The sequence below is a fragment of the Streptomyces sp. NPDC001493 genome (genome assembly GCF_053597235.1).
Genome location: NZ_JBSFHV010000004.1, coordinates 98,019 through 113,268, shown reverse-complemented (window position 1 = coordinate 113,268; position 15,250 = coordinate 98,019). Strand labels below are relative to the sequence as shown.

The following is a 15,250-nucleotide window of genomic DNA, read 5'->3' as shown; positions in this document are numbered from 1 at the left end:
CATCGAGTTGCGCCCCGGTCCCTCCCCGAGACGCTCAAGCCAGGGCATGAAGTGCGTGTACCTGTAGGAAACGCCCCGAAACCATCTTCAGGATGCCCTGTGCGTGATGAGAGCTCTGCTTTGTTCGCATAGCGGACGATCTCTGATGCCCTGTGGTCCATTCTTGGTATTCAGGGCATAGAAACGGTAAAGAGAGAATGAGGGGAATTAGCGTGTGAGTGAAATCACTGGACCCTCGGATCATTTGACGAGTTGTGAATCCGTGCCTGAACATTCGGCGAATCAATTAGCCTTCGGCGCCGTGTGTTTCCGCATGGATCGGCCGGTGGTCGGGATCGACTGTGGGGGGCCGCGGCCGTCGTGTGGGGATCGCTTTCATGGAGTGGCCGGGGGTATCTCCCCGGCACCGAGGAGCAGCGCCGTCGTCGGCGTCGGGCACGCATCGGCGTGGTCGTCGTCGCGGCGACCGCCGTGACGATCGGCATGCTGCCGAGCTCGTACGCCGTGCCTCCGCCCAGCAGCCGCTCGGGCGTCGACCTCGTCGACCTGCCCAAGCCGGAACTGGCGGAGGGTCAGGACGGCGGCGGTCTCGCCGACATGACGACGGCCGACGTGCCGCCGGGCGAGGACTACGAGCCGAAGAAGATCACCGCTCCGGAGGGCACCGGCATCACGACGCCGGCGACCGGGACGGTGGACGCGCTGGCGCCGGGTGAGACGCAGCAGATCAGTACGCTGCCGATCGAGATCGGTGCTCCGGCGACGGCGACGTCCGAGGAGACGACGGCCCTGGAGGGCGACTGGCAGGTCGCGTTGGCCAGCCAGGCGGAGTCCTCGGCCGCCGACGTGGAGGGTCTGGTCTTCACCGTGACCCCGCCCGCGGCTGCCACGGGTGACGCCGTTGTGGCCCTGGACTACACCGAGTTCGCGGAGCTGTACGGCGCGAACTGGGCGGACCGGCTCCAGCTGGTCAAGTTCCCCGAGTGCTTCCTGACCACGCCGGATGTCGAGGGGTGTGCGGAGCCGACCGAGGTGGACACCACCAACGTCGTCGCGCCGCAGGACACCGACGTCGAGGGCGACGGCGTCCTCGACGGTGAGCGCCGCATCGAGGCTACGCTCGACGTCGCCGACCTGGCCGACACCGGCCCGGTGACGACGGACGCCGTGGCGACCTCGACCGGGACGGTCTCCCAGGCCCTGTACGTCAAGCCGACCTCCGGTTCGGCCCCGCTGACCCGGATCGCGGCGCTCAGCGCGGCCGCCAACTCGGGCTCCTCGGTGTTCATGGCGACCTCGGCGGGCGGCGGCGCGAAGGGCGACTTCTCCGCGACCCCGCTGGCCAGCGCCGGTTCCTGGACGGCGGGCAGCAGCTCGGGCGGGTTCTCGTACACGTACAACCTCCAGGCGCCGAGCGTCCCCGGCGGTCCGGCTCCGAGCCTCGCCTTCGGGTACAACTCGCAGGGTGTGGACGGCCGTACCTCGGCCACCAACAACCAGGCCTCCTGGATCGGTGACGGCTGGGACTACAACCCGGGTTCGATCACGCGGACGTACAAGACGTGCCGGGACGACACCGAGGGCGGCAACAACACCAAGCGCAAGACGAGCGACCTCTGCGAAGGCTCGGAGAACGCGACCCTGACCCTGGGCGGAACCACCACCGAGCTGGTCAAGGACGACGACGAGACCGGCAATGAGTGGGTCACCGCCAACGGCGACGGCTCGCGGGTGCGGCTGCTGAAGGACACCTCGCTGGGCAACGGCGACTCCCTGGGCGAGTACTGGGAGGTCACCACCCGCGACGGCACGATCTACTACTTCGGCAAGCACAAGCTCCCCGGCTGGAGCGACAACGGCACCGCCGCCGACGACCCGGTCACCAACTCCGTGCTGACCGTCCCCGTTTCGGGCAACCAGCCCGGCGAGGACTGCTACGACGCCGACTTCGCCAAGTCCTTCTGCACCCGCGGCTGGCGCTGGAACCTCGACTACGTCGTCGACACCTCCGGCAGCGCCATGTCCCTGTGGTGGGAGAAGGAGAAGTCCCTCTACGCCAAGAACATGAAGTTCAAGACCCCGGTCTCCTACGACCGGGGCGGCTACCTCAAGCGCATCGACTACGGCCAGCGCGCCGGCACCCTCTACAGTGCGGCCCCGCTCGCCCGGGTCGACTTCTCGGTGGACGAGCGCTGTTTCGTCGAAGACGGCATCGCGTGTTCCGAGGCGAACTTCACCTCGGGCGACTTCGCGAAGAACCACATCTGGTACGACACCCCCGCCGACCTCCTCTGCCAGTCCGGCAAGGACTGCTACGTCCCGGTCCCGACCTTCTGGACCCGCAAGCGCCTGGCGCAGGTCACCACCTCCACCCAGCGCACCGAGGGCTCCACCGCCCTCTCCAAGGTCGACTCCTGGACGCTGGAGCAGTCGCTTCCCGCCGAGCGCACCGACGAGGGCACGGCCCTCTGGCTGGACTCGATCACCCGCTCCGGCTACGGCACCGACGGTGAGTCCCAGGCGCTGCGTCCGGTCACCTTCGTGGCCAACACGCAGCCGATGCCGAACCGTGTGCGCCGGGGGGAGAAGGACCCGAACCCGACGTTCGACCGGCTGCGGATCGAGCGGATCATCAGCGAGTACGGCGGCGAGACCTTCGTCGACTACCGCGAGCCCACCGGCGCCTGCAAGAGCGGCTCCGGCTTCCCGGCGGTCGAGTCCAACACCGGTCTCTGCTACCCGGCTTACTGGCACCCGGACCCGGACAAGGTCGACGAGTCGATCGAGTGGTTCAACAAGTACGTCGTCGACAACGTCCAGGAACTCCCGGGCGTCAAGGGCGTCGAGCCCGTCACCACCTCGTACGTCTACGGCGACGACGGTGACACCAAGGGCGCCTGGGCCCTGAACCAGGCCGAGTTCTCGAAGAAGAAGACCCGCACCTACGACCAGTGGCGCGGCTTCAGCCGGGTCCGTACGGTCAGCGGCGCGGACTCCTCGGACACGTACGAGGGCAGCGCGAAGTCCATGTCGGACGTGCGCTACTTCCGCGGCATGAACGGGGACCCGCTCCCCGGCGGCGGCAAGCGCTCGGTGGTCGTCAACGACAGCGACGGCACCAAGATCGCCGACGACGACCTCGCTCTCCAGGGCCGTACGGCGGAAGAGCTCGACTACACCGCCAACAACGGCACCCTGGTCTCCCGCTCGGTCGACTACCCGAAGATCGTGGAGCTGGCCAGCCGTACCCGCGACGGTGGCATCCCGGCGCTGAAGGCGTACCGGGTCCTGGACGACCACACCATCACCACCACGCGTTCCTCGGGTACGTACGACGTCAACGAGACGCGCCAGTGGCGGTCGCTGCGCACCAACACCACCTACGACGACACCTACGGCCTGCCGCTCACCGTGGAGAACCTCGGTGACACCGGCAAGACCGGCGACGAGTCGTGCGCGGTGCTCAGCTACGTCCACAACACGGCGAAGAACCTGATCGGCCTGGACAAGGAGACGCTGACGACGGCCGGCACCTGTGCCGCTGCCGCGACCGCTCCGGTCTCCGCCCGCATCGGCGGCTCCCGCATCGCCTACGACGACCTGGCCTTCGGCGCCACCCCGACCACGGGTGCGGCGACGGCCACCTGGTCGCTGAACGGGACGGGTGACGCGTGGCAGCAGACCGCCACGCTCACCTACGACTCCCTCGGCCGTGTCCTGACGACCACCAACGCCAAGAACGAGACCGAGAAGACCACCTACACGCCGTCCACCGGCCAGGTCTACTCGATCACCGAGGAGAACGCGAAGCACTACACCTCCACGACCTATCTGGAGCCGGGGCGGGGTACGACGCTGAAGGAGGTCGACGAAAACGGGCGCACGACCCTCTACCAGTACGACTCCCTCGGCCGTACCACCGCCGGATGGGGGACCTCCCAGGCTGCCACCGAGCAGCCCTCGGTGAAGTTCACCTACAACACCGCTCCCGGTGAGCCGGTCAACGTCATCAGCTCCACGCTGAAGGACAACGGCACCGACTACGACGACTCCGTCGTCTTCTACGACGGCCTCGGCCGTGAACGCCAGCGCCAGGAGCCGGCCGTCGGCGACGGGCGTCTGATCACCGACACCATCTACAGCGCCAACGGCACCATCGCCCGCACCAACAACGGCTACTACGCCGAGGGCCTCCCGCAGTCGGTGATGTACGAGGTCGACTCCGACTTCAAGATCCCGAACGCGACCCTCTACAAGTACGACGGCCAGGGCCGTGTGCTGTCGGAGACGCCGTACATGGCGGGCACCACCGTGCCCGCCAAGGCCACCCGCTACGAGTACGGTTACGACTGGTCCACGGTCATCCCGCCCACCGGCGGTGCCGCACAGCGCAGCTGGAGCGACGCCCAGGGCCGGACGGTCCGGGTCGACACCTTCACGGACGCGGCCCGCAGCGCGTACCGGTCCACCACGTACTCCTTCGACGCGCGCGGCGACCAGGTCAAGGCCGAGGACTCCTCGCACAACGTCTGGTCCTACACCTACAACGCACTCGGCCAGCAGGTCACGGCCAGCGACCCGGACACCGGGACCACCGTCACCACCTACGACGTCCTCGGGCGCCCGGAGACGGCCACCGACAGCAAGCAGTCGAAGACCTGGACCAAGTACGACGAGCTCGGCCGGGTCACCGAGCAGCGGAAGGACTCGTCCACCGGAGAGCTCCTCGCGGCGGCGACCTACGACGAGGTCATCGGCGGCCTCGGGCATCCGTCCACGACCACCCGCTACACGGACGGGCTGCCCTACACCCAGACTGTCACCGGCTACACCGCCGAGTACCAGCCGACGGGAACGAAGCTGACCCTTCCGGCGACGATCGCCGCCCAGTACGGCCTCCAGGAGACGTACGCCTACACGTACGAGTTCAGCAAGTCCGGTCAGCTCAAATCGGCTTCGCTGCCCGCGGCGGGCGGTCTCTCCCCGGAGAGGGTCGTCACCCGGTACAACGAGGACGGCCTCCCGGTCTCCACGTCGGGCATCGACTGGTACAACGCGGACACCGACTACAGCGTCTACGGGCAGGTCCTGCGCGCGGTCACGGGTGAGAACCCGAACCGGGTGTGGACGACCAACCTGTACGACGAGCGCACCGGTGAGCTGACCAAGGCGTACACCGACCGCGAGTCCGTCAGCGACACTTCCACGGTCCTGGGCAACCGGGTCAACGTCCGCTCCTACGGGTACGACCAGGCCGGAAACGTCACCAAGATCGAGGACGCGGTCGACTCCAAGACCGACCGCCAGTGCTTCAGCTACGACGCGATCGGCCAGCTCACCCAGGCGTGGACGGCCTCCGACACCGCCTGCGCGGTGACCTCCACCGGCACGCCGAGCGCGCCGACCATCGGCCCGAACGGTGACGGGTACAGCAAGGCGTACACCTACGACGCGATGGGCAACCGCAAGACCGAGGTCGACCACTACCTCGGTGTCCCCGGCACCACCACCACGGCGCCGGACGCGACGAAGGACGCCTCCACCTCCTACACCTACGGCAAGGCGGACGGCACCCAGCCGCACACCCTGACCGGGATTTCGTCCACCCACCTTTCGGACGCCGGTGCGAAGGTCACCGAGGCCTCGACCCGTACGTACGACAAGGCGGGCAACACCGAGACCCGGACCGACGGCGGCGACGAACAGGGCCTGACCTGGACCTGGGACGGTCAGCTGGAGTCGGTCACCGGCTTCGGCGCCGAAGGATCCGGGCCCTGGGTCGGGCTGGCCAACAAGTGTCTCGACCTGGCCTCCTCCTCCACGGTCGCGGGCACCGCCATCCAGATCTACGGATGCAACGGCACTCGCGCCCAGCAGTTCAGGATCGACGGCGCCACGCCCACCGACTCTTCCAAGGGCGCGCTCAAGGTCATGGACCAGTGCGTCGTCCCGAAGGGCGGCGCGACCGCCGACGGCACGGCCGTCGTGATCGCCGCCTGCACCGGTGACGCGTCCCAGCAGTGGACCGCGGTGGAGTCCGGTCACAAGCTCAAGCACGTCAGCTCCGGCAAGTGCCTGATCGTTCCCGGCGCCAACAGCGCCGCGGGCACGGACCTGACCCTCGGTACCTGTGACGCGAGCGGGACCGCCCAGTCGTGGGCGCCGGCCGACGAGACGAAGTACGTCTACGGCCCCTCCGGCGAGCGGCTGATGGCGATCACCGCCAGCACGAGGACCCTGTACCTCGGGGACACCACCATCTCGGTGAACGCGGACGGCACGCCCAACTACTCGGAGCGCTACTACCAGCAGGCCGGCGGCCCGGTGGTGATGCGGTTCAAGCAGGGCGGCGGCGCGGACCAGTTGTCGATGCAGGTGACCGACCAGAACGGCACCGCCTACATCAACGTCAAGCTCGCCGCGGGCAACGCGGTGAAGTTCGACAAGTCCGACCCCTTCGGTGTCGCCCGCACCAGGAACGCCAGCTGGCTCTCCCACAAGGGCTATGTCGGCGGCGAGAACGACAGCTCCACGGGTCTGGTCCAACTCGGAGCGCGGGAGTACGACCCGGAGACGGGACGCTTCATCTCCCCGGACCCGGTGCTCGACATCGCGGACCCGGTACAGATGAACGGGTACGTCTACTGCGAGAACAACCCCGTCACCTTCGCGGACCCGACCGGTCTGATGATGGACGGCGGCGGTGGCGGCGGCGGGGGCGGCACGGCCGAGACCGCTGAGGAAGCATGGGCCAACCAGCAGCTCAACACCTCGATGTCCGAGATCATCCTCAACGTCGGCTGGGCCGTCTTCAAGGAGTTCATCGGCTGGAACGACGTCGTCAGCTGCTTCTCCCGCGGTGACATGTGGGCCTGCGGGTCACTGATCATCGACGCCATCCCGTGGACCTCGGTCTTCAGCAAGGGCAAGAAGATCTGGCGCGCGGTCGAGAAGACCTTCAGTGCCATCAGCGCCTGGCGCAAGGCCCAGGAGAAGGCCCGCAAGATCATCGCAGCGGCCAAGGCAGCGCGCGAAGCGGCCAAGGCAGCCGCGCGGGCTGCGAAAGCAGCCGCCAAGAAGGCCGCACAGATAGCGAAGAAGAAGGCACAGGAGGCTGCCACCAGAGCCGCGAAGAAGGCGGCCGAAAAGACCGGTAACGCGGTACAGAAAGCCAAGAAGGCGGTAGCCAAGTCCACCGAGAAGCGCGGTTCGGGTGCGTCTTCCAAGCGCGCCGGGCGCAAGGACGCCAACAACCAGCCGACGGTGGTGAAGGGCCGCGAACAGAAGAATGTGGGCGAGAAGGGCAAGGGTCCCGAAAGCGTGTCCACCGGACGGCGTCCGGACGGGGAGACCGTCTTCTCCGGACACGGAACGTTCGGAAACCAGACAGGAGCCTTCATGGTTCCCCAGGGCACCACACTCCACTTCTACGTTCCGCACCGCAGGACCCTCGGCGACAGTGCGGGTCTCGCGGTCGAGCGTGGGGCGCCGGACGCTCCGGACATCGTGGAGTCCTTCGGGCCGGGGGATGTGCTTCCCGACTACGTCCTGGGCCCGCCGACCGACCTCAACATCATGAGCGGCAGTCTGACCGTCACGCGGGAGGTCGGAATCAGTAAGCTCATCCGCCAGGGAATGGGGAACGTCCACATGGCCATGTGCCGGGAGTTCAACCCCTTCATGTGAGGTGACGAACGCTTGGCAGGTAGCGTGGCCGGTACCCCTTGGGTGCCGGCCACGCCGCTTCCGGCCCGAACGAAACAGGAAACCCTTGACGTACTACCCCGAACTCTCGCTCTACGACTTCGACTACCACGCGAAACCCGAAGGGCTTACCGTGGGCTGGCTGGAAGGCGATCAGAAGTACGCCCTGGGGGACGTATCGGTCGAGGACTGGGAGATCCTCTCCGACCTGGGATCGCTCCTCCAGAACAAGAGCCGCGGATATCACTACTGCACGATATGCACGGAAATGCTGGAACAGTTCGGCGAATCGGCGCGTTTCGACTCCCGCTATCGGTTGGGAAGCGCCGAGATTCGTGTGGTGTCCGATGAGGGCGAGCTGTACGTGGCACCGAATCTGGTGCTCCACTACATCGTCGACCACGGCTACCGCCCGCCCGAGGTGTTTCTCGAGGCCGCGAGGGAAGAGGCGCGGCGCCGCTGGGGTGCGTCGGCGGTGGATGACGCCCAGTGAGGTCCGTGCCGGGCGTGGAGTCGGCGCCCGGCACGGGATCTCGCGCGCGTCCCGCGAAAGGCCGGAGGGCCGGTCCGCCGAACGATCTCGGCGGACCGGCCCTCCGGCCGTCGCGCGACCAGGTCGCAGTGCTCCGGGTCAGTGCACCGGCACGGCCGGCGGCTGCTGCTCGCCCTCCTCGGCGAGGCGCTCCAGCCCGCTCTTGGTCTTCAGCGGCTTCTCCTTGATGAAGAGGACCGCGACCAGCGCGAGGAGCGCGAAGGGCGCACCGGCGAGGAAGACGGAGCCCGTCGCCACGCCGTACGCGTTCTCCACGATCACGCGGGCCTGCTCCGGCAGGGTCGCGAGGTCCGGGATGGCCCCGTCGCCGCCGCCGGAGGCGGAGCTGCCGAAGCCCTTCTCCAGCTCCGAGGCGACCCGGTGGCTGAGCACCGCGCCGAGCGCGCTGGTGCCCACCGCGCCGCCGAGGCTGCGGAAGAAGGAGAGGGTGGAGGTCGCCGCACCGAGCTCGGCGGCGGGCACGTCGTTCTGGGCGGCGAGGACCAGGTTCTGCATCAGCATGCCGACACCGATGCCGAGGACGGCCATGCAGGGCGCGATGACCGCGAAGGACGTACCGGCGCCGATCGTGGAGAGCAGGCACATGCCGGCCGTCATGATGACGCCGCCCGCGACCAGGAACGCCTTCCACTTGCCGCGCCGGCTGATGAGCTGCCCGGCGACCGTGGTCGAGACCATCAGGCCGAGGATCATCGGCAGGCTCATCAGACCGGCGATCGTCGGGGACTTGCCCAGCGAGATCTGGAAGTACTGCGAGAGGAAGACGGTACCGCCGAACATGGCCACACCGACGAGGAAGCTCGCCACGGTGGTCAGGGAGACGGTCCGGTTGCGGAAGATGCTCAGCGGGATCATCGGCTCCTGGACCTTCGACTCGACCAGGACGGCGAGCGCGATCAGGGCGACACCGCCGAGGACGAGCGCGGCCGACGGGCCCGAGACCCAGTCGAACTTCGAGCCGCCGAGGGTCACCCAGAGCAGGAGGGCGCTGACCCCGGCCATGATGAGGAAGGCGCCGAGGTAGTCGATCTTCGCCTCGCGGCGGACGACGGGCAGCTTCAGCGTCTTCTGCAGCAGGAAGATGGCGAGCAGCGCGAACGGTACGCCGATGAAGAAGCACCAGCGCCAGCCGAGCCACGAGGTGTCGACGAGCACGCCGCCGATCAGCGGTCCCGCGACGGTGCCGACCGCGAAGACGGCGCCGAAGATGCCGGAGAACTTGCCGAGTTCACGCGGCGGGATGATCGAGGCCATCACGACCTGGGCGAGCGCGGTGAGACCACCGGCGCCGATGCCCTGGAGCACCCGGCTGATGATGAGCACGGTGACGCTGTGGGAGAAGCCGGCCACCAGCGAGCCGACGACGAACATCGACAGGGAGAGCTGGAGCAGCACCTTCTTGTCGTACAGGTCGGAGAGCTTGCCCCAGACCGGCACGGTCGCGGTCATCGCCAGCAGCTCGGCGGTGACCACCCAGGTGTACGAGGACTGGCTGCCGTGCAGGTCGGTGATGATGCGCGGGAGCGCGTTGGCGACGACCGTCGAGGCGAGGATGGCCACGAACATACCGGCCATGAGGCCGGACATGGCCTGGATTATCTGGCGATGATTCATGGATGAGGACTCCCGGGGTTCGGGCGTCACGGCAGCGGACATCGGCTGGCGTACCTCTTGTTTCTGATGGTGCGGCCGTCTCCGGGGGAGCGGCGGATGCGGAAGAACGGGTCGGCCCGGGGCGGGCCGCCGGGGGGTGCGTGACGGCTCGGCGGGAACCGTCGGACACGGCCTAATCCTGGTCGCCGAGTCCGGACGCGAGTTCGTCGAACGCCTCGTCGTAGAGGGTCAGGAAGGAGCGGGACCGGCCGGTGGCGGTCCAGATCTCCACGGCGGCCCGGACGGTGGCGATGGTGGCGTGCACCAGCAGCCGGGGGCGTAGGTCGGTCTTGGGGTCCTGGCCGAGGCGTTCGGCCACCGCCGCGATGAGCGCCTCCTCGTCGGCGCCGCGTGCCGCCAGGAAGCGGGGGAAGAGCGCCGGGGTGCGGTCCAGCACGGTGCACTGGAGCTCCCACCGCTCCGGCGCGTCCTCGATGTGGGCCAGTTCCTCCCCGAGGACCCGGCGGAGCACGGCGAGCGGGCCGAGGCCGGCCGGTGCCGAGAGCACCGCGGCGCGGGTCCGTACGGCGCTGTCCGGGTCCGGGACGAGGATCGCGTCGTCGAGGTGGGCGAAGTAGTTGAAGAAGGTCCGCACCGAGACCCCGACCGCCGCGGTGACCGCTTCCACCGTCACCTGGTCCAGGCCGTGCTCGGCCGCCATGCGCAGGGCCGTGTCGGCCAGCGCTTCGCGGGTCGCGCGCTTCTTGCGCTCGCGCAGGCCGGGCGGCGGCGGGGGAGAGGAGGTCACGAAGGTGCATGCTATGCAAAAATGCACAGTCTGCAAAGTTCATTCTTTCCGGGGCAATCCTCTGCTCCGGCCGATGAGTTCCCGGCGCGTGGACCGTCTACCTCTTCGAAAGCGCATGGAAGCGGAGCCAGGATGGCCGGGGCATCGGACAGGCTCCGAGGCGCCGCACGGACCGCCGCCGAATCCCGGCGGCGTCGCGACGGAGGAGTGGGACCACCATGGAAAAGATGATCTTCGTGAACCTTCCGGTGAAGGACCTGGACGTCAGCAAGGCCTTCTTCGAGAAGCTCGGCTACCACTGCAACCCCGGCTTCACCGACGAGCACGCCGCCTGCGTCGTCATCAGCGACGCGATCTACGCCATGCTGCTCACCGAGCCGCGCTTCAAGGACTTCACCACCAAGGAGATCGTGGACGCGGAGAAGTCGACCGAGGTCATCCTCTGTCTCAGCGCGGAGAGCCGCGCCGAGGTGGACGAGACCGTCGACACGGCGCTGGCCGCCGGAGGCTTCCCGGCGGGCGAGACCCAGGACTACGGCACGATGTACGGCCGCTCCTTCCAGGACCCCGACCACCACGTCTGGGAGGTCATGTGGATGGACCCGGCCGCCGTCGCCGAACGCTCCTGACGCCCCCGGGGGCTGTCAGAGCCCCGGGTAGGTCACCCCGGTGAGCTGCTGGGAGGCCGACCAGAGCCGCTCGCCCGCCACGTCGTCGCGGGTGCGCCGCGCCCGCCAGGACGGGGCCGGCGCACCGCGCCACCCCAGCCGCCCCGGTCCGGTGAACGAGTCGGGGCGGACCCCGGGCGCCGTCGCCGCGTACAGCACGGGCAGCGCCCCGGCCGTGGCGGTCTGGGCCAACAGCAGGTTGCCGAGCCCCATCACCCGCTCCCTGAGCGGGCGTTGCTCCAGCCGGGGCCCCGCCTTCGTCAGGTTGGTGGAGGCGTACCCGGGGTGGGCGGCAGCCGCCACGATCGGCGAACCGGACCGCGCCAGCAGCCGCGCGAACTCGTGGACGAAGAGCAGGTTGGCGGACTTGGACGCACCGTAGGCGATCCAACGCCGGTAGTTCCGCTCGCTGTTCAGGTCGCCCATGTCGATGTCGGCCAGCCGGTGCAGCCCGCTCGACACCGTGACCACCCGCGCCTTCCCCGCGGCGCGCAGGGCCGGCAGCAGCAGCCCGGTCAGGGCGTAGTGCCCGAGGTGGTTGACCCCGAACTGCGTCTCGAAGCCGTCGGCGGTCCGCCCGTACGGCAACGCCATCACACCCGCGTTGTTGACGAGCAGGTCGATCCGGTCCGGGGCATGCGAGGCCGCGAACTTCCGTACAGAGGCGAGATCCGCCAGGTCCAGCGGGACGAACGCCACGTCTGCCCCGGACACCGCCCGCCGGATGCGGTCCGCCGCACCCTCCCCGCGCTCCTGGTCACGGCAGGCGAGCAGCACCCGGGCGCCGCTCCGGGCCAACTCCCGTGCCGTGACGAGGCCGAGGCCGCTGTTGGCCCCGGTGACCACCGCCGTACGGCCGCTCTGGTCGGGGATGTCGTGCGTGTTCCAGCCCTGGATCATGGGCCCCAGGGTACGACCGGCGGACCGGACCGGCACACACGAGGCACCGGGCCGGCCGACCGGGCCGACGCACACGAGGCGCCCCCGGCCGGTGTGCGGCCGCGATCCGCCGCACACCGCCCGGGGGCGATGCCCGGCTACGCCTCCCGGAGCTCGAACGCCTCCACCGTCACCTCGTCGTCGTCCAGGCAGGCCCCCGTCGCGAGGTCGAAGCGCTGCTTCAGCAGCGGCGAGGCGACGAACGGCCGCCCCCCGGCCGAGCCGACCAGCCCGCGCGAGAGGACGTACGCCCCCGTGAACGGGTCCCGGTTGTCGATCGCGTACGCGCGCCCCGCCCGGTCCAGGAACACCGCCACCTGACGCCCGTCCGGCAGCAGCGCCGCCACCCCGCGCCCGGGGTCCAGCAGGGAACGCTCGCAGAGAGTGAACCAGTCTCCCTCGAAGGCGAGTTGCACCACCGTCGTGAGGTCCGGGGCGGGCGCGTGGGCCGTCGTCGTCGCAGTCATCAGGATGCGGTCCCTTCCAGCGTACGGATGGCGAGCACCGGGCCCGCGAGGATGTCCAGGTCGGGCTTGACCTGGTCGCGCTCCGGCACGAACCGCACCGAGGGGTCCGGGGCGTCGGGCGCGTTCACGAAGGTCACGAACCGGCGCAGCCGCTCCGGGTCGTTGATGGTCTCGGCCCACTCGTCGCGGTACCCCGCGACATGGTCGGCCATCATCCGCTCCAGCTCGTCGCAGAGCCCGAGCGAGTCGTGCACCACCACGTCCCGCACGTGGTCGAGGCCGCCCTCGATCCGGTCCAGCCAGGTCGAGGTGCGCTCCAGCCGGTCCGCGGTGCGGATGTAGAACATCAGGAACCGGTCGATGAGGCGCACGAGTTCGGCGTCGGAGAGGTCCTGGGCGAGCAGGTCCGCGTGGCGCGGGGTGGCGCCGCCGTTGCCGCCGACGTAGAGGTTCCAGCCGCCGGCGGTGGCGATGATCCCGAAGTCCTTGCCCCGGGCCTCCGCGCACTCGCGGGCGCACCCGGAGACCGCCGACTTGAGCTTGTGCGGGGAGCGCAGCCCCCGGTAGCGCAGCTCCAGATCGATCGCCATCTTCACCGAGTCCTGCACGCCGTACCGGCACCAGGTCTGCCCCACGCAGGACTTGACCGTCCGCAGTGACTTCCCGTACGCGTGCCCCGACTCGAACTCGGCGTCCACCAGCCGCGTCCAGATCAGCGGGAGCTGGTCGACGCGGGCGCCGAAGAGGTCGATCCGCTGGCCGCCGGTGATCTTCGTGTAGAGCCCGAAGTCGCGGGCCACCTCGCCGATCACGATCAGCTTCTCCGGGGTGATCTCGCCGCCCGGGATGCGCGGCACGATCGAATAGGAGCCGTTCTTCTGCAGGTTGGCGAGGAAGTGGTCGTTGGTGTCCTGGAGCGCCGCCTGCTCGCCGTCGAGGACGTAACCGCTGGCGCCCACCGTGGGGGCGAGCGAGGCGATGATCGAACCGACGGTCGGCTTGCAGACCTCGCAGCCGTCACCGCCGCGCGCCTCCTGGCGGCCGTGCGAGTCGAGGAGCTCCGCGAAGGTGGTGATGCCCAGGGTGCGCACGATCTCGTACAGCTCGCTGCGGGTGTTCGCGAAGCAGCCGCACAGGCCCGCGTCCGCGCTCTGCGGCAGCAGCTGCCCGATGACCTTGACGCAACTCCCGCAACCCGTACCTGCCTTGGTGCACTTCTTCACCTCGGGCAGGGTGGTGTGCTCGCAGATCGCGCCCTTGGTCACGTTGTGGCAGGAGCAGATCACGGCCTCGTCCGGCAACGAGGACGGGCCCAGCACGACCGGACCGCCCGCACCGGCCGGGAGCACCAGCTGCTCCGGCGGTACCGGCAGGACCGTGCCCGTCATCGGCCGCAGCATGCCGTACTGCTCGGCGTCCCCGACCAGCACCCCGCCGAGCAGGGTGCCGTCCGCGCCGATCACCAGCTTCTTGTAGACCCCCGAGCGGGAGTCCGCGTACACCACGTCGAGGCAGCCCTCGGCGGTGCCGTGCGCGTCGCCGAAGGAGGCCACGTCCACGCCGAGCAGCTTCAGCTTGGTCGACAGGTCCGCACCGGTGAACGACGCCTCCAGACCCGCGATCACCCCGGCGGCGGTCACCGCCATCTCGTAACCCGGCGCCACCAGCCCGTACACCCGGCCGTCCGAGGCGAGCGCGCACTCGCCGATCGCGAAGACCGCCGGGTCGGAGGTGCGGCACTCCTCGTCGACGACGATCCCGCCGCGCGGGCCGACCTCCAGACCGCAGTCGCGGGCCAGCTGGTCGCGGGGCCGGACACCCGCCGAGAACACCACCAGGTCGGTGGCGAGCGTCGAACCGTCGGACAGCGCCATGCCGTTGACGGCGCCGTCCTCCCCGGTGGTGACCTCCTGGGTGCCGACGCCCGTGTGGACGCTCAGCCCCATGGACTCGATGGTGCGCAGCAGCGCCGCGCCGCCGCCCTCGTCCACCTGGACCGGCATCAGCCGGGGCGCGAACTCCACCACGTGGGTCTCCAGGCCGAGCCCCTTGAGCGCCCCCGCCGCCTCCAGACCGAGCAGCCCGCCACCGACCACCGCACCGGTCCTCGCGTTCTTCGCGTACGCCTCGATGGCGAGCAGGTCCTCGATGGTGCGGTAGACGAAGCAGCCCTCCGCGTCCTTGCCGGGCACCGGCGGGACGAACGGGAAGGAGCCGGTGGCCAGCACCAGCGTGTCGTACCCGAAGGTGAGCCCGGACCGCGAGGTGACCGTGCGGCCCTCGCGGTCGACGGTCTCCGCCGGGTCGCCGACGTACAGCTCGATGCCGTGGGTCTCCATGAACCCGGCCTCGGCCATGGCGAGCTCCTCGGGCGAGGTGCCCGAGAAGTACGAGGTCAGGTGGACCCGGTCGTAGGCGGGGCGGGGCTCCTCGCAGAGCACGACCACCCGGGGGCCGCCGGCCGCCGGGGTCAGCCCCCGGTCCGCGAGCGCCTCCAGGAAACGCTGGCCGACCATGC

8 protein-coding genes are annotated in these 15,250 nt (G+C 69.4%); 3 read left to right on the top strand and 5 right to left on the bottom strand.

Annotation, left to right across the window (positions count from 1 at the left end):
• The first annotated feature begins 447 nt into the window (after positions 1–447).
• Together ACWCWD_RS08240 and ACWCWD_RS08235 are read left to right on the top strand one after the other, a co-directional pair.
• Positions 448–7,686 (top strand): putative adhesin, encoded by a 7,239-nt coding sequence (locus tag ACWCWD_RS08240; RefSeq protein WP_450771164.1) that lies wholly within the window; start codon positions 448–450, stop codon positions 7,684–7,686.
• Between the two features lie 85 nt (positions 7,687–7,771).
• Positions 7,772–8,197, top strand: a complete 426-nt coding sequence (locus ACWCWD_RS08235; RefSeq protein WP_450771163.1) for a DUF7919 family protein — start codon at positions 7,772–7,774, stop codon at positions 8,195–8,197.
• Between the two features lie 138 nt (positions 8,198–8,335).
• On the opposite strand, the gene ACWCWD_RS08230 is transcribed toward ACWCWD_RS08235, so the two are convergent.
• Both ACWCWD_RS08230 and ACWCWD_RS08225 read right to left on the bottom strand, forming a co-directional pair.
• Positions 8,336–9,913 (bottom strand): MDR family MFS transporter, encoded by a 1,578-nt coding sequence (locus tag ACWCWD_RS08230; protein WP_450771161.1) that lies wholly within the window; start codon positions 9,911–9,913, stop codon positions 8,336–8,338.
• Positions 9,914–10,043: 130 nt separating this feature from the next.
• Positions 10,044–10,658 (bottom strand): TetR/AcrR family transcriptional regulator, encoded by a 615-nt coding sequence (locus ACWCWD_RS08225; protein ID WP_450771160.1) that lies wholly within the window; start codon positions 10,656–10,658, stop codon positions 10,044–10,046.
• Positions 10,659–10,876: 218 nt separating this feature from the next.
• Between ACWCWD_RS08225 and ACWCWD_RS08220 the strand changes: the two genes are divergently transcribed.
• Positions 10,877–11,287: a VOC family protein gene (locus ACWCWD_RS08220; RefSeq protein WP_450771158.1), complete on the top strand. Its 411-nt coding sequence runs from the start codon at positions 10,877–10,879 to the stop codon at positions 11,285–11,287.
• Positions 11,288–11,302: 15 nt separating this feature from the next.
• On the opposite strand, the gene ACWCWD_RS08215 is transcribed toward ACWCWD_RS08220, so the two are convergent.
• The 3 genes from ACWCWD_RS08215 to nirB form a co-directional block, all read right to left on the bottom strand.
• Entirely contained in the window at positions 11,303–12,226 is a 924-nt protein-coding gene (locus tag ACWCWD_RS08215; protein ID WP_450771157.1) for an oxidoreductase, read from the bottom strand.
• Positions 12,227–12,363: 137 nt separating this feature from the next.
• A complete protein-coding gene (gene nirD / locus ACWCWD_RS08210) occupies positions 12,364–12,732 on the bottom strand; it encodes a nitrite reductase small subunit NirD (protein WP_450771155.1) in 369 nt (122 codons plus the stop codon).
• Positions 12,732–15,248: a nitrite reductase large subunit NirB gene (gene nirB / locus ACWCWD_RS08205; protein WP_450771469.1), complete on the bottom strand. Its 2,517-nt coding sequence runs from the start codon at positions 15,246–15,248 to the stop codon at positions 12,732–12,734. The genes nirD and nirB overlap by 1 nt, the downstream gene beginning before the upstream one ends.
• Positions 15,249–15,250 lie beyond the last annotated feature (2 nt).